Origin of the sequence: Trinickia sp., from assembly GCF_035492435.1 — a bacterium.
Taxonomy (GTDB): Bacteria; Pseudomonadota; Gammaproteobacteria; order Burkholderiales; family Burkholderiaceae; genus Trinickia.
Window position 1 is genome coordinate 1 of record NZ_DATJJF010000011.1, and the last position, 18,479, is coordinate 18,479.

The 18,479-nt window shown below is 60.2% G+C and carries 23 protein-coding genes and 1 tRNA gene; 1 reads left to right on the plus strand and 23 read right to left on the minus strand.

Annotated features, from left to right (window positions below; translation table 11 throughout):
- The 9 genes from VL598_RS00550 to VL598_RS00590 form a co-directional block, all read right to left on the minus strand.
- Positions 1 to 1,114 (minus strand): acyltransferase (locus VL598_RS00550; RefSeq protein ID WP_325324750.1); only part of this gene is annotated, 1,114 nt, incomplete at its 3' end.
- A gap of 269 nt (positions 1,115 to 1,383) precedes the next feature.
- A complete protein-coding gene (locus tag VL598_RS16960; protein ID WP_414718635.1) occupies positions 1,384 to 1,617 on the minus strand; it encodes a Na+/H+ antiporter NhaA in 234 nt (77 codons plus the stop codon).
- A 302-nt stretch (positions 1,618 to 1,919) separates the two neighbouring features.
- Positions 1,920 to 1,995: transfer RNA gene (locus VL598_RS00560), tRNA-Thr, on the minus strand.
- Positions 1,996 to 2,014: 19 nt separating this feature from the next.
- On the minus strand, positions 2,015 to 2,485 hold the full coding sequence (locus VL598_RS00565; protein WP_325324751.1) for a ClpXP protease specificity-enhancing factor: 471 nt from the start codon (positions 2,483 to 2,485) through the stop codon (positions 2,015 to 2,017).
- A 101-nt stretch (positions 2,486 to 2,586) separates the two neighbouring features.
- The gene (locus VL598_RS00570; protein WP_325324752.1) at positions 2,587 to 3,198 is read right to left on the minus strand and encodes a glutathione S-transferase N-terminal domain-containing protein; all 612 of its coding nucleotides are present in this window, start codon (positions 3,196 to 3,198) and stop codon (positions 2,587 to 2,589) included.
- A 72-nt stretch (positions 3,199 to 3,270) separates the two neighbouring features.
- Entirely contained in the window at positions 3,271 to 4,041 is a 771-nt protein-coding gene (locus VL598_RS00575; protein ID WP_325324753.1) for a cytochrome c1, read from the minus strand.
- A gap of 22 nt (positions 4,042 to 4,063) precedes the next feature.
- Positions 4,064 to 5,467, minus strand: coding sequence for a cytochrome bc complex cytochrome b subunit (locus tag VL598_RS00580; RefSeq protein ID WP_325324754.1), 1,404 nt, complete (start codon positions 5,465 to 5,467; stop codon positions 4,064 to 4,066).
- A complete protein-coding gene (gene petA / locus VL598_RS00585) occupies positions 5,467 to 6,087 on the minus strand; it encodes a ubiquinol-cytochrome c reductase iron-sulfur subunit (protein WP_325324755.1) in 621 nt (206 codons plus the stop codon). The genes VL598_RS00580 and petA overlap by 1 nt, the downstream gene beginning before the upstream one ends.
- A 225-nt stretch (positions 6,088 to 6,312) precedes the next feature.
- Positions 6,313 to 7,059: a Nif3-like dinuclear metal center hexameric protein gene (locus VL598_RS00590; RefSeq protein WP_325324756.1), complete on the minus strand. Its 747-nt coding sequence runs from the start codon at positions 7,057 to 7,059 to the stop codon at positions 6,313 to 6,315.
- A 19-nt stretch (positions 7,060 to 7,078) separates the two neighbouring features.
- Between VL598_RS00590 and VL598_RS00595 the strand changes: the two genes are divergently transcribed.
- Positions 7,079 to 8,284: a S1C family serine protease gene (locus VL598_RS00595; protein WP_325324757.1), complete on the plus strand. Its 1,206-nt coding sequence runs from the start codon at positions 7,079 to 7,081 to the stop codon at positions 8,282 to 8,284.
- Between the two features lie 49 nt (positions 8,285 to 8,333).
- On the opposite strand, the gene tatC is transcribed toward VL598_RS00595, so the two are convergent.
- The 14 genes from tatC to hisD form a co-directional block, all read right to left on the minus strand.
- Complete coding sequence (tatC, locus tag VL598_RS00600) at positions 8,334 to 9,119, minus strand: twin-arginine translocase subunit TatC (protein ID WP_325324788.1); 786 nt, start codon at positions 9,117 to 9,119, stop codon at positions 8,334 to 8,336.
- A 91-nt stretch (positions 9,120 to 9,210) separates the two neighbouring features.
- The gene (gene tatB, locus VL598_RS00605) at positions 9,211 to 9,789 is read right to left on the minus strand and encodes a Sec-independent protein translocase protein TatB (RefSeq protein WP_325324758.1); all 579 of its coding nucleotides are present in this window, start codon (positions 9,787 to 9,789) and stop codon (positions 9,211 to 9,213) included.
- A gap of 35 nt (positions 9,790 to 9,824) precedes the next feature.
- Positions 9,825 to 10,076, minus strand: coding sequence for a Sec-independent protein translocase subunit TatA (gene tatA, locus VL598_RS00610; RefSeq protein ID WP_325324759.1), 252 nt, complete (start codon positions 10,074 to 10,076; stop codon positions 9,825 to 9,827).
- Positions 10,077 to 10,284: 208 nt separating this feature from the next.
- Positions 10,285 to 10,647 carry a histidine triad nucleotide-binding protein gene (locus VL598_RS00615; protein WP_325324760.1) on the minus strand — a complete coding sequence of 121 codons (363 nt, stop codon included), beginning with the start codon at positions 10,645 to 10,647 and terminating at the stop codon, positions 10,285 to 10,287.
- 30 nt (positions 10,648 to 10,677) lie between these two features.
- Positions 10,678 to 11,070 (minus strand): hypothetical protein, encoded by a 393-nt coding sequence (locus tag VL598_RS00620; RefSeq protein ID WP_325324761.1) that lies wholly within the window; start codon positions 11,068 to 11,070, stop codon positions 10,678 to 10,680.
- Between the two features lie 141 nt (positions 11,071 to 11,211).
- The gene (locus VL598_RS00625; RefSeq protein ID WP_325324789.1) at positions 11,212 to 11,577 is read right to left on the minus strand and encodes a phosphoribosyl-ATP diphosphatase; all 366 of its coding nucleotides are present in this window, start codon (positions 11,575 to 11,577) and stop codon (positions 11,212 to 11,214) included.
- An 89-nt stretch (positions 11,578 to 11,666) separates the two neighbouring features.
- Positions 11,667 to 12,074, minus strand: coding sequence for a phosphoribosyl-AMP cyclohydrolase (gene hisI, locus VL598_RS00630; RefSeq protein WP_325324762.1), 408 nt, complete (start codon positions 12,072 to 12,074; stop codon positions 11,667 to 11,669).
- A gap of 70 nt (positions 12,075 to 12,144) precedes the next feature.
- Positions 12,145 to 12,918 (minus strand): imidazole glycerol phosphate synthase subunit HisF, encoded by a 774-nt coding sequence (gene hisF / locus VL598_RS00635; protein ID WP_325324763.1) that lies wholly within the window; start codon positions 12,916 to 12,918, stop codon positions 12,145 to 12,147.
- Between the two features lie 184 nt (positions 12,919 to 13,102).
- Positions 13,103 to 13,855, minus strand: coding sequence for a 1-(5-phosphoribosyl)-5-[(5-phosphoribosylamino)methylideneamino]imidazole-4-carboxamide isomerase (gene hisA / locus VL598_RS00640; protein ID WP_325324764.1), 753 nt, complete (start codon positions 13,853 to 13,855; stop codon positions 13,103 to 13,105).
- Between the two features lie 160 nt (positions 13,856 to 14,015).
- Entirely contained in the window at positions 14,016 to 14,654 is a 639-nt protein-coding gene (gene hisH, locus VL598_RS00645) for an imidazole glycerol phosphate synthase subunit HisH (protein WP_325324765.1), read from the minus strand.
- Positions 14,651 to 15,271: a YchE family NAAT transporter gene (locus VL598_RS00650; protein WP_325324766.1), complete on the minus strand. Its 621-nt coding sequence runs from the start codon at positions 15,269 to 15,271 to the stop codon at positions 14,651 to 14,653. The genes hisH and VL598_RS00650 overlap by 4 nt, the downstream gene beginning before the upstream one ends.
- A gap of 43 nt (positions 15,272 to 15,314) precedes the next feature.
- Positions 15,315 to 15,902, minus strand: a complete 588-nt coding sequence (gene hisB, locus VL598_RS00655) for an imidazoleglycerol-phosphate dehydratase HisB (RefSeq protein WP_325324767.1) — start codon at positions 15,900 to 15,902, stop codon at positions 15,315 to 15,317.
- Between the two features lie 98 nt (positions 15,903 to 16,000).
- Entirely contained in the window at positions 16,001 to 17,074 is a 1,074-nt protein-coding gene (hisC, locus tag VL598_RS00660) for a histidinol-phosphate transaminase (RefSeq protein ID WP_325324768.1), read from the minus strand.
- A gap of 57 nt (positions 17,075 to 17,131) precedes the next feature.
- Positions 17,132 to 18,454, minus strand: coding sequence for a histidinol dehydrogenase (gene hisD, locus VL598_RS00665; RefSeq protein WP_325324769.1), 1,323 nt, complete (start codon positions 18,452 to 18,454; stop codon positions 17,132 to 17,134).
- Between the last annotated feature and the right edge of the window lie 25 nt (positions 18,455 to 18,479).

Below are 18,479 nucleotides of genomic sequence, written 5' to 3' on the forward strand. Positions count from 1 at the left end.
GGCTCCACCGCATGCACGGCGCTTCTAGAAAGCGGTACGTCATGGCCGATAAAACGAATATCAACGCGACGAAGAACAGAACCGTTGCATACGGTAGGCCCGGGGAGTTGAAAAATGCCGAGCTCTCGAGTATCCATCGACTCATGAAGATGCATGGCAGTTGCAGCAAGTAGATGCTATAGCTAATCTTACCAAGGTACGCTAGCGGCTTGGCACATAAGACTTTCGGCTCCGCCAGAGCGATACAGGAAATGAAGATAGCCAACATGATCACCCGTTTGACGTCGTAGGATTGCACGCCTCCGGTGAAGATGGCCAGTAACACGATGACTACAGCTATGCCGGATAGCACCATCCTGGCCGTCTTATTAACTTGGGGCACTTTCATTCGCAGAAAAGCAGCGAGGGCGCCAGGAATGAAGAAAATCCAGAAGACATCGGGTGCGCGCCTGACAGAGAATACGGCAAGGGCAAAAAACCCGACGATCAGCATCAACGTCATAGCTCTCGATGAGAGCGCGTAAGCGATGAACGGAACGGCAACATAGAACTGCCATTCGAACGGGAGTGTCCATATCGTTCCTATGACCTGCACGGCACTTATGCCACCCAGCATGAAAGAGGGCCGAGCAACAAAACCTTGCAGGTATAAGTTTAGATATTCCTTGGCGGTTGCGAAAGCGCCAGTGTTAAGCGCATAAAGAATAATCGCCAGCAATACCGCGAACGTGTACATAGGAACTATTCTTTGCACCCGACTCCGCATGAACGAAAGTGGATTGACGGGCCCGCCTCGCAATATCTTACCGATGAACAAATAAGCGGTGATGGAAAAAAATATTTGCACTCCGAGCGCACCCATGTTCTTGAGCACCCCAAGCGAGCCATACGTTCCATCAATATAAAACCGGAGAATTGCCACGGAGTGACTACAAAGAACGAGTAGGGCTGCGCATGCTCTCAGACCTTCTATATATCCGAGCCTGTGGATGGACTGATTGACTGGATCAACGTCCTGCAATTTTCCAAGAGCCAGCGCTAATAGACAGGCCAGAGCGAAAATTCCGCAAGAAAGCGCACCATCTAAACCACGCGATGCTATCGAATTTATCATTGGCGCATCTGACCCGGAAATGTATATTTTCCCCTAAAGAAACATTACCGTACCAGCCGAGACAGAGTGGCTTTTTATTTCTGGATAACTGCGACAGTCGGACGGATTATCGTGGTTCACGCTTTATCCCCGTGCTCGTTATGTAAAGATCGCGAGGTCCACATTGAACAGTACCTTCACGAACTGCACGCGTCCGTGTTGCCCCGCACATTCGAGATGCCGAACCCCGCCAGCGGGTGCCCGACGTTCCGATTCCCCCCGCCCGCGCTTTATCGCCACAAATAGACACAAATAGAATTTGGGCCCCTGCATACCTCGAGTGGTCGTCTCGAAATCGTTCGGTTCCTGGAGAGCCCACGTGGCGCTTCATCCCCGAAGGGAGGGATGCCGCGGCCAGCGCAATGATCACGATTGCGCCAAGATGGCACCCGGTCGCCGAGTAGGGAAAGAATGCCGAGCGCGAACGCAATCTCAGTGGCCGTGGGGACGACCCAGCCATTCAAGATCGCGCTGACTTGCCCCCAGCATTAGTCCGACACGGCCTTAGAGTCCGAGGTTAATAGCTGCGTCACTTCGAGGGCCTGCGCGAACTGCTGGCACGTCAGGTAGCCGAGCGCACTATCGGGCCGCTCTGTGTTGTACTCAATTTTGATCCCGTTGCCACTTGCTCTCGCGCCTCTGCTCGTCGCTGGCGGGCAAGGGCAAGGCGCTCGGGGTACACGCTGGCATCGGACAACAAAAAACCCCGCAGAATCAAGGACTCTAGCGGGGTTTTCGGACAACCTCGGAGGTCATCGGAAGAATATGGTGCCGGCTGCAGGACTCGAACCCGCCACCTGATGATTACAAATCAACTGCTCTACCAGATGAGCTAAGCCGGCGTAAGAACGAAATTCTACCTCATTTCACGACCTTGAGGTGATTCTTACCGCCGCTTTTGACGTTTTCGTCATCGGAGGACGGCAATTGCTCTTCCGGCTGCTCAGTTTCGGTCAACTGCACACGAGTACTCGCCACCTCGCGCGCCTCTCCCTCAGGAGCCGCCCCCGCCTTCACAGCAGGCTCGACAGGAAACGCCATTCCCTGACCATTCTCGCGCGCGTAAATCGCAAGCACGTTCGCTACCTGCACCTCGATCTTCTGCGCCTTGCCCGAGAACCTTGCGCTAAACTCAATCCATTCATTGCCCATCTGCAACTGGCTCGTCGCCTCGAAGCTGATGTTGAGCACGATCTCGTCGTTATGCACAAATTGGCGCGGCACGCGCGTCAGGTCATCGACCCTCACCGCGATATGCGGCGTATACCCGTTATCGGTGCACCACTCATACAGGGCGCGCAGCAGATACGGCTTCGTGGAAATCTCTTGCATCAACAGTCCTCGCACTGGAACGGCGCCGCGAGAGGCACGAGCTCCATCGAGCCTCGCACCCCACAGCAGAGCCGCCCAAATCCGCGTCTTTCGAGCCGCCCTTAGCGGCGCATCACCTTCTCGGACGGTGTCAGCGCCTCAATGTAAGCCGGCCGGCTGAAGATCCGCTCCGCATACTTCATCAACGGCGCTGCGTTCTTCGAAAGCTCAATGCCGTAGTGATCGAGGCGCCACAAGAGCGGCGCAATCGCCACGTCGAGCATCGAAAACTCTTCGCCCAGCATGTACTTGTTCTTGAGGAAAATCGGCGCCAGCTGGGTCAGGCGGTCGCGGATCGCAAGACGTGCCTTCTCGTGGCCCTTCTCGGCCACTTTGCCCTTCTCGTTCTCGAGCGTGCTCACATGGACGAACAGCTCCTTCTCAAAGTTCAGCAGAAAGAGCCGCGCACGCGCACGCTGCACCGGATCGGCCGGCATCAGCTGCGGATGCGGGAACCGCTCGTCAATGTACTCGTTGATGATGTTCGATTCGTACAAGATCAGATCGCGTTCGACCAAGATCGGGACTTGTCCGTACGGATTCATCACCGCAATATCTTCCGGCTTGTTGAAAAGGTCGACGTCGCGAATCTCGAAATCCATCCCCTTTTCAAACAGAACCAGCCGGCAACGCTGGGAGAACGGGCAAGTAGTGCCGGAATACAGAACCATCATGTCTAATTTTTCCTCAAGAAGCTGAAGGGCCAACACCGAAAATCGCCAGCCCTAACACCGGTCACGGCGTGGTTATTTAACATCTTTCCAGTACGCCGCGTTGAGCCGCCAGGCGAAAAAGGTCAGCACGCCTAAAAATAGCAGCACCCACACGCCCAACTGCTTGCGTGTGCGCTGTGTCGGCTCGGACATCCAGGTCAGGTAGGCGACAAGGTCGGCCACAGCAGCATCATAATCCACCCGGGAGAGCGTCCCGGGCTTGGCCTGTTGGAAGCCAACGAAGCGATGCGCCTTCTCCCCTGTTTCAGGATCGGTCACGTCCTCGAACCTTGTTGTCTGCTCGCCCTGTAGCTGCCACAAAACGTTAGGCATCCCGACGTTCGGGAACACCATATTGTTCCATCCCGTCGGCCGCGAATCGTCACGGTAGAAGCTGCGCAGATAGGTATAAAGCCAATCGCTGCCGCGTGCGCGCGCCTCGACGGACAAATCGGGCGGCGTTACGCCGAACCACGTCTTCGCGTCGTCCGGCCTCATCGCAATGCCCATCGTGTTGCCGACCTTGTCCGTCGTAAACAGCAAATTCTGCTCGATCTCTTTCTGCGAAATGCCGAGCTGGGTCAGCGCACTGTAACGTACCAGATTCGCACTGTGGCAATTCAAACAGTAATTTACAAACAATTGCGCGCCGTGCTGCAACGACACGAGGCTCGCCGTGTTGTCAGGCGCATGATCGAGCCGAAACCCTTCTTCCTGTCCATAAGCGGGGAGCGTCGCGGCACCGGCCACGAGCACCACTCCCGCGGCGCCGATTCGCGCAAGCTTCAAAAGCCATGTTTTCATATCGTTGTTCTCGCTCCCGTTTTCAATGTGGCGTGTACTGGACTCGCTCGGGCGGCGTCTTGAATGTGCCGCGCTTTGTCCAAAACGGCATGCCAAGGAAGAACGCGAAGTAAAGCATCGTGCAGATTTGCGCGATGACGGTTGCTCCCGGCGACGGCGGACGTGTCCCAAGGAACGCGAGCGTGAAAAACACCAGCACGAAGATCGCGAAGAACACCTTATGGAACAGTGGCCGGTAGCGGATCGACTTCACTGGGCTTTGGTCAAGCCACGGCAAGAAAAAGAGCGACACCACGGCCGACCCCATCACCACGACACCCCAGAGTTTGGACTCGGTCACAGACATGGCGACGAGGACGAGCGCGGCGAGCACCGGCAGGCCGATGCGCCACTTGCCACGCGCGCGCATGAGCGCGACCAGACCCAGCACTGCCACTACGATCATCAGCGCGAACTTGAACGGATCCGTCGTCGCACGCAGCATCGCGTAGAACGCCGTGAAGTACCAGACGGGCGCGATCTCGGGCGGCGTCTGCAATGGATTCGCCGGGATGAAGTTGTTGTGCTCGAGGAAATACCCGCCCATTTCAGGCGCGAAAAAGATGATCGCGGCGAACACCATCAGAAACACGCACGTTCCGAAGAAGTCATGCACGGTGTAGTACGGATGAAACGGGATGCCGTCGAGCGGCCGGCCGTCGGGCCCCTTCTTCGCCTTGATCTCGATGCCATCCGGGTTGTTCGATCCGGTCTCGTGGAGCGCCACGATATGCACGAAGACGAGGGCAATCAACACGAGGGGGATCGCGATGACATGGAACGCGAAGAAACGGTTCAGCGTCACGTCCGAGACGACGTAATCGCCGCGGATCCATAACGACAAATCCGGGCCGATAAAGGGGATCGCCGAGAAAAGATTGACGATGACCTGCGCGCCCCAAAACGACATTTGGCCCCACGGCAACAGATAACCGAAGAACGCCTCGGCCATGAGCGAGAGGAAAATCGTGCAGCCGAAAATCCACACGAGCTCGCGCGGCTTGCGATAAGAGCCGTAGAGCAGCCCCCTGAACATGTGCAGGTACACGACGACGAAGAACATCGACGCGCCCGTGGAGTGCATGTAGCGGATGAGCCAACCCCACGGCACCTCGCGCATGATGTACTCGACGGATGCGAAGGCAAGCGTCGCGTCGGGCTTGTAGTTCATCGTCAAAAAGATGCCCGTGACGATCTGGTTGACGAGCACGAGCAACGCAAGCGAGCCGAAGAAATACCAGAAGTTGAAGTTCTTCGGTGCGTAGTACTCCGAAACATGCGCCCGCCAAGTGGCCGTCATCGGAAAGCGCTGATCGATCCAGCCGACGAGGCCCGACGTGTCGACCCGCTTCTCAGTTGCGGTTTCGACTTCCTTTTCCGTCGCCATTACGCTTCTCCTTGTTCGTCCTGGCCGATGACGATGGTTTGCGCCGATCGGAACATAAAGCGAGGCACATCCAAGTTTTGCGGCGCTGGCTTGTCTTTGAAGACTCGGCCGGCCAGATCGTAAGTCGAGCCGTGGCAAGGACATAAGAAACCGCCGGGCCAGTCGCTCGGCAGGTTCGGTTGCGGGCCGGGCGTGAAACGTGCGCTGGGCGAGCAACCGAGGTGCGTGCAGACCGCAACGACGACAAGGATGTTCTTGTGATCGGGGCGAGAGCGGTACTCGTTCTTGCAGTAGCTGGGCAACGGAATCGAGAACGGATTCTTGCTTTGCGGATCGGCCACCTCGGCATCAGCCTTCTTGACGTCGTCCAACATGGCATCCGTGCGATTGATAATCCAGACCGGCTTGCCGCGCCAGGCAACCGTCTTCATCTCGCCCGGCTTCAAATCGCTGATATCGACCTCGACCGGCGCGCCCGCGGCCTTTGCCTTTTCGGATGGTGCCAAAGAGCCCGCAAACGGAATGACAGCAGCCACGCCCCCGAAACCGCCCGCGACGCCTGTCGCGATCAGCCACGTCCGGCGGCTGCCGTCGACGCGTTCCTCTTCGTTGTCTTGCATTACACGCCCCACTTCTGAGTTGGATTTACCGTTTCGCTTTGCCACCGCCGCTAGTTTGCGGGAATGGAGTCGGCATTTACAAGGCCCGCCCACCCGAAAGCGGACGAAGTCTTTGATAATTCAGGGTTTTCCCCCACGTTCTCAACCTGTCGTTTGTCGCCTATGCGCTGTCTCTTTCTTTGAGTGTTTCATCCAGCGCATCGTTACGTATGCAATACGCAACAATTAAACGGGATTATCAATATCGATAAATAGGTGCTCCACGTCGAAGCGCTCGGACAGATGCGCACCGAGGGACTGCACGCCATAACGCTCGGTCGCGTGATGCCCCGCCGCCAGAAATGCGACACCACTTTCAGCGGCGATATGCGTCGTAGGCTCGGAGACTTCACCCGTCAGATAGACGTCCGCGCCCGCATCGATAGCCGCCTCGAAATAGCTCTGCGCAGCGCCCGTACACCAGGCGACACGCCGCAGTTCTCTGTCAGGGTCGCCGAACACAAGTGGCGTGCGGCCGAGCGTCTGCTCGACTTGCGCACTGAAGTGCGCAAGTGTGATCGGCATCGGCAACGTCGCCATCCAGCCGAGATCGTCGGCGCCGAAATGCGCCTCGCCAATCAAGCCCATGCGCGCCCCCAACTGGGCGTTGTTGCCATACTCGGGGTGCGCGTCGAGCGGGAGGTGGTAGGCAAAGAGATTGAGGTCATTGGCCAGCAAAAGCTTGAGCCGCCGGTATTTGCGCCCAGTCACCGGCTGCGCTTCACCACGCCAGAAGTAGCCGTGATGGACGAGCACGGCATCGGCCCCCCACTCCAGCGCGGCTTCGAGAAGAGCCAGCGAGGCAGTGACGCCGGTTGCGATCTTTTCGATACGCCGCCGCCCTTCCACCTGCAGGCCGTTCGGGCAGTAGTCCTTGAACCGGCCGGTTTCGAGCAACCCGTTCAAGTACAATTCAAGTTCGATGCGATCCATGGAAGCCTCGATAGTTCAAATGCTCAGAAGGTTCTGGCTGTTCTTTGCCCAGGCGGTGACGGTGCTGCTTGCACTCATGTTCATCGTGGTGACGCTCAAGCCGCAATGGCTCGAGCGGCAAGGGCAGTTTGGCGAGCAACTGGCCTCGCCTATCGTTGCGCTGCGCGAGGTCGCGCCGGGCACGGGCTCCTCTGCGCCGACCGATACCTACGCCGACGCAGCTCAAAAGGCCATGCCGGCTGTCGTCAACGTCTTCTCCGGCAAGGGGGGATCGCTGCCGCCGGGCCCACAAGCGAACGATCCACTCTTCCGCTATTTCTTCGGCAACCCCAAAAACGGTCACGATCCGCGCGACGAGCAGGCGACCAACCTTGGCTCGGGCGTCATCGTCAGCTCGGAAGGCTATATTCTAACGAACCAGCACGTCGTCGATAACGCAGACCAGATCGAGATCGCACTCGCCGACGGCCGAAGGACGAACGCCAAGGTGGTCGGCATCGATCCCGAAACGGATCTCGCAGTGCTCAAGGTCAACATGGGCAACCTGCCGACGATTACGCTCGGCCGGATGGATGAGGTTCGCGTGGGCGACGTCGTGCTTGCGATCGGCAATCCGTTCGGGGTCGGCCAGACGGTAACGATGGGCATCATCAGCGCGCTCGGGCGCAACCACCTCGGCATCAACACCTTCGAAAACTTTATCCAGACGGACGCGCCGATCAATCCCGGCAACTCGGGCGGCGCACTCATCGACGCTCACGGCAATCTGCTCGGCATCAATACCGCCATCTATTCGCGCTCGGGCGGCTCGCTCGGGATCGGCTTCGCCGTCCCCGTGTCGACGGCGAAAAGCGTCCTCGAAAGCATTATCACAACGGGCACCGTCACGCGCGGCTGGATCGGCGTCGAACCGCAAGACGTGACTCCCGCCATCGCCGAGTCGTTCGGGCTCGAGCAAAAGGGTACGATCGTCGCCGGCGTTCTACAAGGCGGGCCGGCCGACAAGGCCGGCATCAAACCGGGCGACGTCCTGCTCGATGTCAACGGCCAGGAAATCACCGATACGACGCGACTGCTCAACGTCATCGCCCAGATCAAGCCCGGCACCGACGCCAGGGTTCACTTAAAGCGCAAGAACAAAGACATCGACGTCAGCGTCACCATCGGCAAGCGCCCGCCGCCGCCGAAGCAAGCGTTGGACGACAATTCGCAGCCCGACGAATAACCGCGCGGTTGCGAGAAACGTTTAAGCGAAAGCCGGTGAATCGGCGGGATCAGCCTGCCGCACGCTTGCCGTCGGCCACCGCGCTTTCCTTGCCAACCATAAGCCGCGCGACAATGATGCCTGCCTCGTAGAGCAGAACGAGCGGCACGGCGAGGATGAGCTGCGAAACGACATCGGGTGGCGTAACGACCGCCGAAACGACGAAAGCGCCTACAACCACGTACGGCCTGATTTCTCTGAGTTTCTTGACCGTCAGCACGCCCATGCGCACGAGCAGGACAACGACAATCGGAACCTCGAACGTCACGCCGAAGGCCAAGAACATCGTCAGCACAAAGCTCAGGTAATTGTCGATGTCCGTGGTCATTTCCGCGCCGAGCGGCGCGTTGTAGTGCGCCATGACGCGAAAGATCGTCGGGAATACGAAGAAATAGGCAAATGCCATCCCGCATAGAAATAGCATGTAGCTGCTGCCGACAAGCGGAACGACAAGCCGCTTCTCATGCTGATAAAGACCCGGCGCCACGAAGGCCCAAATTTGGTAGAGGACGACCGGCAGCGCAATCACGAGGGCGACGACCATCGTGACTTTCATCGGCACGAAGAACGAGCCCGTCACGTCCGTCACGATCATCTTGCCGCCGCGTGGCAGGTTCTGCATCAGCGGTCGAGCCAGGAGCCGGAAGATATCCGGTGCCCAATAAACCAACGAAACGAAAACAACGATGACCGCGATCCCTGCTCGGATGATCCGGTCACGCAGTTCGACGAGATGCGAAATAAATGTTTCTTGCGCGCCCTCGTCGCTGCCATCGTTGGGGCTGTTCGGCTTCATGGGGTCGCTCACACCGGCCCTCGTTGGGAGATCGTCACTTGCGGTTTCGAAACTGAAAAAAAGGTCGTACGGCTTCGCCGCGCGCACCGTATCAAAGGAAGCGCCGCGGCGTGCGCAGACTCACTGGCGTATGTCGCGCGACGCGCGCCGCCCCAGACTGAACACGCGTGCGGCGGCCCGTCGCCCGCTTGTACCACACGGGTGTTGAAAGTCGCTTGGCTTTCCAATTGCGCCGCTTCTCCGCAGTGGGCAGAGCAGCACCACCGGTTGTCGACCCGGGCAAGCCGCCACCGCTATACGCTGAGCCGTCTGGCGCGCCGCCGGACGCAAGCGCATCGTCCGTGGAAGCGGACGCACCACCTGCAATGCTCGGCGAGCCGGGCATGCCGGCCTGCAAGGCTTCGGTCAGATCACTTTCGTGGCGGCGCACGTTTTCGTGAATCGTACTTTCGACGTTGCGCGCGGCCGATTCGAAATCGGTCTTCATGCGGCGCAACTCCTCGACTTCGATTTCCCGCGAGACCTCAGCCTTCACGTCATTGATGTAGCGCTGTGCGCGGCCGAATAGCGCCCCCGCCGTGCGTGCAACGCGCGGCAAGCGCTCAGGGCCCAGCACGACCAGCGCAACTACGCCGATCAGCGCCATTTTGGTAAGACCGAGGTCCAGCATCGCTTCCTTCTTCCGTCACGTGGGCGCTGCGGGAATCAGCGAGCGTCGCTCGAGCGTGCCTTTTCCTTCGCCTCGACGTCGACCGCGTCGCTCGACAGCTCGCGTCGCTCGTTCGTCGCTGCGGGCGCAGCCGGCGTTGCCGGCGCCTCGCTGTCCTTCATGCCGTCCTTGAAGCCCTTGACGGCACTACCCAGATCACCGCCGATATTGCGCAGCTTTTTCGTGCCGAAGACGAGTGCCACGATCAAAAGCACAATCAGCCAGTGCCAAATGCTGAACCCACCCATGAAAATCTCCCTAACCTCACCGTGCCGAACCCGCCACGGCTTAGCAATATCGGCCTTTCAGCCATGACCGGAGCGCACGTGCTCCCTATTCCCCAACATCGCCTTCCGACGCTTCCTGCGCAAGCTTTCGCCCCCATTTGCGCCGGATTGCAATGCCCTCATCAATTCGCCGCCAGTCGATGATGCGTGAACGGCGCGGCATCGCGAATCATCCCATCCGCAGCCACGGACGCGGCCCTGCCAGCAGATGCGCGTGCAGATGGTATACCTCTTGACCGCCGCCCGGCCCCGTATTGATCACCGTACGAAAGCCCGTCTCGCCGCCCGTATAAGAACATCCGAGCTTCTCGGCGAGACGCGCGGCCAGAACCATCATTCTACCAAGCAGCGGCGCATCGCTTTCGACGCAATCTGACAGCGTGGCGATATGCCGGCGCGGAATCACTAGAACGTGCGTCTGCGCCGCCGGGCGGATATCGTAAAAGGCGAGGAACTCCTCATCCTCGTGCACTTTGGTGCTCGGAATTTCGCCCGAGGCAATTTTGCAGAAAAGGCAGTTTTCGTGGCTCATAGTGTTCCCGGTTGCATACGCGCCGCGGTGTCAAATCCATGCGCGCGGCTCGATCGGCTTATTTTCGTAAAGATACAGCCAGCCTTTGACGATACGGTACAGCATCCAGATCGAAACGGCTGCAAGGATAACAAAGCCGATTCCCACAACGGCGAGAATCCCGCCGATCACATAACCGGCCAGCCCCAGCCAAAAGGTGCGGATCTGCCATTGGAAGTGCACTGCGTAGGGCGTCCCCGCCGCGTCGGGCCGTTTCAGATAATCGACGATGATTGCCACCAGCCCCGAGATGCCGCCCGTGAACCAATGTAGCGCGTAAAGGGCGTAAAGCACATGTGTCAGCGTGCGAATACCGCGCTCACGATGCGCGTCGAGCGCGTCGCTGTAGGAAGCCGATGAATGTCCGCCGTGCGTGTCTTCCATCTTCGCTCTCCTCACTGATCCCATCCACTCGCTCACGGCCGGCAGGCACACCCTGCAGGCCGCTCTCGTGGGTTGTCGGCCCCAGCAGCGGCGGGGACCGCCCAAGCCCGCACCCGTGGTGGGCAAGAGCGTCACACGCCGTCAGCCTCCGTTTTGCTCGCGCTCCTTACGCTTTCTGAGCGCCTTTTCCTCGATACCCGACATGCCCTCGCGCCGCTCGAGTTCGGCAACGACATCGGCCGGGCTCAAATTGAAGTGCGACAGCATGACGAGGCAGTGAAACCAGAGATCGGCCACCTCGCCGACAAGCGCAGCGGGCGCGCCGCCTTGGCGGACGTCCTTCGCCGCGAGGACGACTTCCGTCGCCTCTTCCCCGATCTTCTTCAGCACGGCATCGTCGCCCTTGTGAAAAAGACGGGCGACGTACGAACTGTCGGGATCCCCGCCCTTGCGGCTGTCGATGATGGCGGCAAGCCGCAGCAGCGTGTCTTCGGTGGTTTGCATCAGTAAGATCGGTCTTTGTAACGTTGGTGTTTAGGCGTTCTTGCGGTATCGCTCGATGAAGCTTCCCCATCGACGCGACAACGCGAGCGGCGTCAGCGATAGATGTGCTCGGGATCCTTGAGCACGGGGTCGACCGCCACCCAGTCACCCTCGTCAGCCGTCCCTTCGAACTTTTGAAAAAAGCATGAATGGCGGCCGGTGTGGCAAGCGATGCCTGAGACCTGTTCCACTTTCAGCAGCACCACGTCCTCATCGCAATCGAGCCGCACCTCGTGCACATGCTGCACGTGGCCCGACTCCTCGCCCTTGAACCATAGGCGCTGGCGCGAGCGCGAGAAGTAAACAGCACGGCCCGTCTCGATCGTCTTGACGAGCGCCTCACGGTTCATCCACGCGAACATCAGCACATCGTTCGTCGATGCTTCCTGCGCGATCACGGGCACAAGCCCGTTCGCATCCCACTGGACCTTGTCCAGCCATGATTTGTCAGGGGCAGTCATCTCAGGCTCCCTTCCGCCAAGGGGACTTCCTTCGGGGCGCCGCAAACGATAGTGAGCAAAAGCTCGTTCATCACCACCTCACTGAAATGCCCTGCTGCGCCATGAAGCGCTTCGCCTCGCCGACCGTGTACTCGCCATAGTGGAAAATACTCGCGGCCAGCACGGCGTCCGCATGGCCATCGACGATCCCGGCAGCCAAGTCCTGCAACGATCCAACGCCGCCCGAGGCGACGACCGGCACCGGCACGGCATCCGACACGGCCCGTGTCAGCGCCAAGTCGAACCCGCTCTTCGTGCCGTCGCGGTCCATGCTCGTCAGCAAGATTTCGCCCGCACCGTACTCGGCCATTTGCGTCGCCCATTGCACGGCGTCGAGCCCCGTCGACTTGCGCCCGCCATGCGAAAAAACTTCCCAGCGCGGCGTCTCGCCGTCGGCCGAGACGCGCTTCGCGTCGATGGCGACGACGATGCACTGTGAGCCGTACTTTTTGGCCGCATCGCGCACCAGCTGCGGCTGCGCGATGGCGGACGAGTTCATGCTGACCTTGTCCGCCCCCGCGTTGAGCAACCGGCGCACGTCCTCAACGGCGCGCACGCCGCCGCCGACCGTGAGCGGTATGAAGACTTGCGAAGCGACGGCCTCGATGATCGGCAGGATCAGGTCTCGACCGTCCGACGTCGCGGTGATGTCGAGAAACGTCAACTCGTCCGCGCCTTGCTCGTCGTAGCGGCGCGCGATCTCGACCGGATCGCCGGCGTCGCGCAACTCGACAAAGTTGACGCCTTTGACGACACGCCCGGCCGTCACGTCCAAACAGGGGATGATGCGTTTAGCTAAAGCCATATGGGTGCAAGTTGCCGCTCTGATGGCCGCACGCGCAGAGCGTACGGCCATCGTGGTATTCGTGCCCGGCCGCTTTCGGCCGCCCTCTTTTGACCGTTTTTCGACCGTTTCGGCCCGCTTTCGACCCGCAAAGCGCTGCGAAACGCGTCGTCAAGCGCTCCGGGCTCCGGGTCTTTGCGCCGCGTCAGGCATCGTCCGACTCGCGCAAAGCGTCCGCGCGTGTCTGCGCTTGCGCAAAATCGAGATCGCCCGAGTAGATTGCGCGCCCGCAGATCACGCCTTCGACACCCTCATCCTCAACCTCACAGAGGGCATCGATGTCGGCGATGTTCGACAGGCCGCCGCTGGCAATGACGGGAATCCTCACCGAGCGAGCGAGGCGCACCGTCGCATCGATGTTGATGCCCTGGAGCATGCCGTCGCGACCAATGTCCGTATAGATAATCGATTCGCATCCGTAGTCCTCGAACTTGCGCGCAAGATCGACCACCTCGTGACCGGTCAGCTTGCTCCAGCCGTCCGTGGCCACTTTGCCATCCTTCGCGTCGAGCCCCACGATGATGTGCCCGCCAAATGCCGTGCAGGCGTCCTGCAGAAAGCCCGGGTTTTTGACCGCGGCCGTGCCGATGATGACGTACGAAAGGCCATCGTTGAGGTAGCGCTCGATCGTCTCGAGATCGCGAATGCCTCCGCCCAGTTGTACGGGGATCTCGCGGCCCACCTCGTCGATGATCGCGCGGATCGCGTCCTCGTTTTTCGGCTTGCCGGCGAACGCGCCGTTCAAATCGACCAGATGCAGCCGCCGTGCACCTCGATCGACCCAGTGTCGGGCCATCGCGGCGGGATCCTCGGAAAATATCGTCGCTTGGTCCATATCGCCCTGTTTGAGGCGAACGCACTGACCGTCCTTGAGGTCGATAGCGGGAATCAGCAGCATAGCAATCGCGTAAAGTCTGGGATGGGTTGAAAATCGATGGCCGGAGGGGCGAGCGGGCGGCGTCTGCCGCGAACCGTCTCGCCTGCCGCGAACCGTCTCGCTAGTTTAGTACAGTCTCTCGATGCGCCGGCCGCCGCACAGTTAGAAATGCTGGGGTGTTTTATGGGTTCCAGTGCACAAAGTTCCGGTAGAGACGCAAGCCCACCTCGGCACTCTTTTCGGGGTGGAACTGCGTGGCAAACAGGTTGTCGCGCGCAACTGCCGACGTAAATGCCGCACCGTAATCCGTTTGCCCGGCGACGTGAGCCGTATTGTCGGGCACAACGTAGTAACTGTGAACGAAGTAAAAAAAGCTGCCGTCGGGTACGCCGTCCCAGAGCGCGTGGGCCTGGGTTTGCCGGACGCGGTTCCAACCCATCTGCGGCACTTTGAAGCGCGAGCCGTCATCCTGCAGGCGGCCCTCGAGCGCAAAACGCACAACCTTGCCGGGCATCAGGCCAAGGCCGTCGGTGTCGCCTTCGGCGCTCCACTCGAACAGCATCTGCTCACCGACGCATACGCCCATGAGCGGCTTGCTGCGCGACGCCTCGATCACCGAATCCTGCAATCCCGATTCGCGCAGGCTGCGCATGCAATCGGGCATCGCTCCCTGGCCCGGTAGCACGACGCGGTCGGCGGCACGTATGCCATCGGGATGATCAATGATGGCCACATCGGCCTCGGGCGCCGCCTTTTTAAGCGCCTGCTGCACGGAGCGCAGGTTGCCCATCCCGTAATCCACAATCGCAATCTTTGTCATCGCAAGTTAGGCAGCAATGCCTTCAATCCGTCGACGATGAACTCCACCGCCAGCGCCGACAACATTAAACCCATCAGCCGCGTGCCAATATTGATGCCCGTTTGGCCAATCCAGCGGGCGATCGGCTCGGCGAGCCGCAGCGACAAGAAACAGACAGCCGCGAGCACGGCACCGATCACAATGAGCCCGATCCGGTCATACCAGTGGCTCGTGCTCGCCGCAAAAACGATCACCGTGCTGATCGCGCCGGGCCCCGTGAGGAGCGGGATCGCGAGCGGCACGACCGCAATGCTGCTCTTCGATTCCGCTTCGTCACGCTCTTCGGCTGTCGCACGCGTATTGCCGATCTGCGCGTTCAGCATGTTGATGGCCATCAGCAGCATGATGATGCCGCCACCTACCCTCAACGAGCCCACCGAGATGCCGAAAAAGCGAATGATCTGCTCACCGAACACCGTCGTCACCGCGATGACGCAAAACACCGAAATCGAGGCAAGTTGGATCGTGCGCCGACGCTCGGCCTGGGATTGCTCCGAGGTCAGGCTCAGGAAGAACGGCACCGCGCCGACCGGGTTGATCAGCGCCAGCAGCGAAATGAACGACTTCAGAAAATCCATCGCGAGCCGATGCGCCTCGCGCGCATCGGTGAGTCATGAGCGCTCAAAGGCTGCCTTTGGTTGACGGAATTTGTCCTGCCGCACGCTCATCAAGCTCTGTGGCCATCCGCAGCGCTCGACCGAATGCCTTGAATACCGTTTCCATCTGGTGATGGGCGTTGAGGCCGCGCAGATTATCAATATGCAACGTGACGCCAGCATGATTGACGAAGCCACGGAAAAACTCAATGGACAGGTCGACGTCGAACGTGCCGATCCGCGCGCGCGTAAACGGTACGTGGAACTCGAGACCTGGACGGCCCGAAAAGTCGATGACGACGCGAGAGAGCGCCTCGTCGAGCGGCACATACGCATGGCCGTAGCGACGGATTCCCTTTTTGTCGCCGATCGCCTTCGCGACGGCTTGGCCCAGCGTGATGCCCGTGTCCTCGACGGTGTGATGGTCGTCGATATGGAGATCTCCATGCGCCTCGATCTCCAGATCGATCAAACCGTGTCGTGCGATCTGATCGAGCATGTGGTCGAGAAACGGCACGCCAGTAGCCAGCTTTTGCTGGCCGGTGCCGTCCAAGTTGATCTTCACACGGATTTGCGTCTCGCTGGTGTTGCGAACGACTTCCGCCAAGCGCATGGAAAACCTCGAATCAAGCGGGAAAAATGCGGAAAAATGGCAATCCAGACTCGCACCGATGAATGATCAGCACGCAGCGCGGACCCGTTTTTCAGTAACTACTTCAAAATCAGCTTCAATGCGGCCAGCATTTGCGCATTCTCGTCGGGCGTGCCTACCGTCAAACGTATGCAATTTGCCAGTAACGGGTGAATTTTACTCACGTTTTTGACCAAAATCCGCGCGGCCAGTAGCGTTTCGAACACGGCATCCGCGTCCGGCACGCGCACGAGCAGGAAATTGCCTGCGCTTGGGAAAACGGTCGTGCCCGGCAGTTCTGCAACGGCATCGGCCAGCAGCGTGCGTTCGGCGCGCAATGCCGCGGCTTGCGCTTCGAGCACGTCATCGACGTGATCGAGCATGAACTCGGCGGCCGCCTGGGTCAGTACGTTGACGTTATACGGCGGGCGGACCTTGTCGAGTTCGTCGAGCCACACGGGCGATCCTGCCAGATAGCCGAGCCGAATGCCGGCAAGGCCCAGCTTCGACACCGTGCGCATTACGACGACGTTGTCGAACTCCAGCACGCGCGGCAGCCAGCTGCGCTGCGCGAATGGCTGATAAGCCTCGTCGATGACAACCAGGCTCTCCCCCGCCGCACGGATGATGCGCTCCATGTCCTCGTCGGGATAGAGCGTTCCGGTCGGGTTGTTCGGATAGGCGAGATAGACGATCGCCGGACGATGCTCGGCAATCGCAGCCAACATGGCTTCCGTGTCGAGCGTCAGATCGGACCGGTGCGGCACCCCGACGAACTCGAGCTGCGCAAACTTCGCCGACATCTGATACATGACGAAGCCCGGCACCGGCGCCAAAAGTTTCGCGCCGGGCTTCGCGCAGGCGACGGCAATCATGCTGATGATCTCGTCCGAACCATTGCCGAGCAACACGCCGCAATCTGCCGGCACGCCCATCACGCGCTTCAATTTCTCGATCAACGCGGCAGGCCGTGGCGCCGGATAGCGGTTCAACGCAACGCCCGCAAGGCGCTCGCCGAGCTCTGCAGTCAGCGCCTCAGGCAGTGTGTACGGGTTCTCCATGGCATCGAGCTTCACGAACCCCGTGGCATCGGGGACAGGGTAGCTCGTCATGGCGAGCACGTCGCCGCGAATCACGTCTTTCGGTGTGGTCATGATGGTTCAGCCGGGTTCAACCGTTGTTCTTGCCGTTGTTACTGCCGTTGCGATGTTTCAGCCGGTCTGCTTCATCCGGTATTCAGCGCTGCGTGCATGCGCCTGCAATCCCTCGCCATAGGCCAGCTCGGCAGCGATCTCCCCGAGCGTCTGCGCACCCTCGGCGCTGACTTCGATCACGCTCGAACGCTTGAAAAAGTCATACACACCCAGCGGTGACGAAAAACGCGCCGTGCGCGATGTCGGCAGCACGTGGTTGGGTCCGGCGCAATAGTCACCGAGGCTTTCGCTCGTAAAGCGGCCGATGAAGATGGCGCCCGCGTGGCGGATCTCCTTGGCCCACTGCTGGGCATCGATTGCCGAAATTTCGAGGTGCTCGGGTGCGATCCGGTTCGCGATCGCACAGGCCTCGGCCATGTCTCGCACCTTCACGAGCGCGCCGCGCCCTTCGAGCGAGCGCTGGATCACATCGCGGCGCGGCATCGTCGGCAAAAGCTCCGCGATAGCGTCCTCGACGCGTGCGATGAACGCGTCATCGGGGCACAACAAGATCGATTGCGCCAACTCGTCGTGCTCGGCCTGCGAGAACAGATCCATGGCGACCCAGCGCGGATCGGTCGTACCGTCGCAAATCACGAGAATTTCCGACGGCCCGGCGATCATGTCGATGCCGACTGTGCCGAAAACCCGGCGCTTTGCCGAGGCGACATAGGCATTGCCGGGGCCGCAGATCTTGTCGACGGCCGGCACAGTGCCCGTGCCGTAAGCGAGCGCTCCGACTGCCTGTGCGCCGCCGATGGCAAACACGCGATCGACCCCGCCGAGGAGTGCCGCTGCGAGCACGAGCGGATTACGCACGCCGTCGGGTGTGGGCACGACCATGATGATCTCGCGCACACCAGCCACGCGGGCAGGCACGGCATTCATCAGTACCGACGACGGATAGGCAGCCTTGCCGCCAGGCACGTAAATCCCCACGCGATCGAGCGGCGTCACTTTCTGGCCGAGCACTGTGCCGTCCGCCTCGGTGTACTGCCAGCTATGGCTGCCGCATTCGATCTTCTGCTTTTCGTGGTAGCCGCGCACACGCGCGGCCGCCGCTTCGAGCGCCGCCCGCGGCTTCGGCTCAAGCCCTTCGAGTGCAGCCTCGAGCTCCGATTGCGGCAACTCGAGCGCGGTCATGCTCTTTGCCTGGAGGCGATCGAAGCGGTTTGTGTACTCGAGCACGGCCGCGTCGCCACGCTCTTTCACGTCGGCGAGAATTTGCGCGACGGAGCGTTCGATCGCCTCGTCCTCGCTCGCCTCGAAGGCGAGCACCGCCGCAAGCGCTGCGTCGAAATCGACGGCGCTCGAATCGAGTTTGCGAATGTTCAGTGCCATGCTGGTATTCCGTTTCGGTAAAGGC

Excerpts from the sequence above, each read along its gene's own strand:
- VL598_RS00565 (WP_325324751.1), bottom strand. The coding sequence starts at position 2,485 with ATGCAAGAGATTTCCACGAAGCCGTATCTGCTGCGCGCCCTGTATGAG.
- VL598_RS00570 (WP_325324752.1), bottom strand. The coding sequence starts at position 3,198 with ATGATGGTTCTGTATTCCGGCACTACTTGCCCGTTCTCCCAGCGTTGC.
- VL598_RS00575 (WP_325324753.1), bottom strand. The coding sequence starts at position 4,041 with ATGAAAACATGGCTTTTGAAGCTTGCGCGAATCGGCGCCGCGGGAGTG.
- VL598_RS00580 (WP_325324754.1), bottom strand. The coding sequence starts at position 5,467 with ATGGCGACGGAAAAGGAAGTCGAAACCGCAACTGAGAAGCGGGTCGAC.
- petA (WP_325324755.1), bottom strand. The coding sequence starts at position 6,087 with ATGCAAGACAACGAAGAGGAACGCGTCGACGGCAGCCGCCGGACGTGG.
- VL598_RS00590 (WP_325324756.1), bottom strand. The coding sequence starts at position 7,059 with ATGGATCGCATCGAACTTGAATTGTACTTGAACGGGTTGCTCGAAACC.
- VL598_RS00595 (WP_325324757.1), top strand. The coding sequence starts at position 7,079 with ATGCTCAGAAGGTTCTGGCTGTTCTTTGCCCAGGCGGTGACGGTGCTG.
- tatC (WP_325324788.1), bottom strand. The coding sequence starts at position 9,119 with ATGAAGCCGAACAGCCCCAACGATGGCAGCGACGAGGGCGCGCAAGAA.
- tatB (WP_325324758.1), bottom strand. The coding sequence starts at position 9,789 with ATGCTGGACCTCGGTCTTACCAAAATGGCGCTGATCGGCGTAGTTGCG.
- tatA (WP_325324759.1), bottom strand. The coding sequence starts at position 10,076 with ATGGGTGGGTTCAGCATTTGGCACTGGCTGATTGTGCTTTTGATCGTG.
- VL598_RS00615 (WP_325324760.1), bottom strand. The coding sequence starts at position 10,647 with ATGAGCCACGAAAACTGCCTTTTCTGCAAAATTGCCTCGGGCGAAATT.
- VL598_RS00620 (WP_325324761.1), bottom strand. The coding sequence starts at position 11,070 with ATGGAAGACACGCACGGCGGACATTCATCGGCTTCCTACAGCGACGCG.
- hisI (WP_325324762.1), bottom strand. The coding sequence starts at position 12,074 with ATGACTGCCCCTGACAAATCATGGCTGGACAAGGTCCAGTGGGATGCG.
- hisF (WP_325324763.1), bottom strand. The coding sequence starts at position 12,918 with ATGGCTTTAGCTAAACGCATCATCCCCTGTTTGGACGTGACGGCCGGG.
- hisA (WP_325324764.1), bottom strand. The coding sequence starts at position 13,855 with ATGCTGCTGATTCCCGCTATCGACCTCAAGGACGGTCAGTGCGTTCGC.
- hisH (WP_325324765.1), bottom strand. The coding sequence starts at position 14,654 with ATGACAAAGATTGCGATTGTGGATTACGGGATGGGCAACCTGCGCTCC.
- VL598_RS00650 (WP_325324766.1), bottom strand. The coding sequence starts at position 15,271 with ATGGATTTTCTGAAGTCGTTCATTTCGCTGCTGGCGCTGATCAACCCG.
- hisB (WP_325324767.1), bottom strand. The coding sequence starts at position 15,902 with ATGCGCTTGGCGGAAGTCGTTCGCAACACCAGCGAGACGCAAATCCGT.
- hisC (WP_325324768.1), bottom strand. The coding sequence starts at position 17,074 with ATGACCACACCGAAAGACGTGATTCGCGGCGACGTGCTCGCCATGACG.
- hisD (WP_325324769.1), bottom strand. The coding sequence starts at position 18,454 with ATGGCACTGAACATTCGCAAACTCGATTCGAGCGCCGTCGATTTCGAC.